General features: G+C 36.4%; 1 protein-coding gene. It reads left to right on the forward strand.

Annotation, left to right across the window (positions count from 1 at the left end; genetic code table 11):
* The first annotated feature begins 32 nt into the window (after positions 1-32).
* A complete protein-coding gene (locus tag PQQ36_RS22495; protein WP_273662742.1) occupies positions 33-605 on the forward strand; it encodes a hypothetical protein in 573 nt (190 codons plus the stop codon).
* The last annotated feature ends 117 nt before the right edge of the window (positions 606-722 follow it).

The following is a 722-nucleotide window of genomic DNA, read 5'->3' on the forward strand; positions in this document are numbered from 1 at the left end:
GCGTTAGGCTTTTTATTTAAATGGAGTTATATATGTCAAATTTAGCGAAAATGATACTAGTGTTCACTTTTTCAAGTTTTTTACTGCTCTTTATTTTATTTTTCCCAAATCTTTCAGATAAGCTTCAGTTGTTTGCGCACGTTTCAACAGTGGTAATGGTTGTGATTCAATTGCTGGCATTCTTTGTAATTAAGAAGCAATTGTCCATGCAGAAGCACCTTAACGTGGCAAATTTCACTCTCAGAGCAATGGAACAACTTGGAGAGCAAAAAGTCTTGCATGAGAAGTTACAAAATAAACATTCAACAGATATAACAAAAGCTGAGGTTGTGGCATTTTTGAATATATATGAAAGTATATCTTCACTAATTGATACTGGGGTTATAACCTTTGAAGATATTGATAATGCTTTCGCGCATAGGTTCTTTTTGGCGTGTAATCACCCCAGAGTTCATGAATTAGAGCTTAAGCCGGATGCTAGTTACTACAAAGCAATTTATAGACTGCACAAAAAATGGCTTAACTATAGAGAGTCGAGAAAAATTGAGACCTTTGAAGATAATTCTCTAAGAATGTATGAGTTTTATGAAACTCTAGCGGCCTAACAAACTGTTTAAGAGTGATTCGCAACGCGTGGTATTTTTTCCATGCGTTGCGTGTAGTGTTTAAGGTGGTATGCGTCGGCATCGGTATTGCGTTGCTCACACCTTAACAGGGCGTTA

It is taken from the genome of Vibrio sp. CCUG 15886 (assembly GCF_028570825.1).
In the GTDB taxonomy this organism is placed as follows: Bacteria; Pseudomonadota; Gammaproteobacteria; order Enterobacterales; family Vibrionaceae; genus Vibrio; species Vibrio vulnificus_B.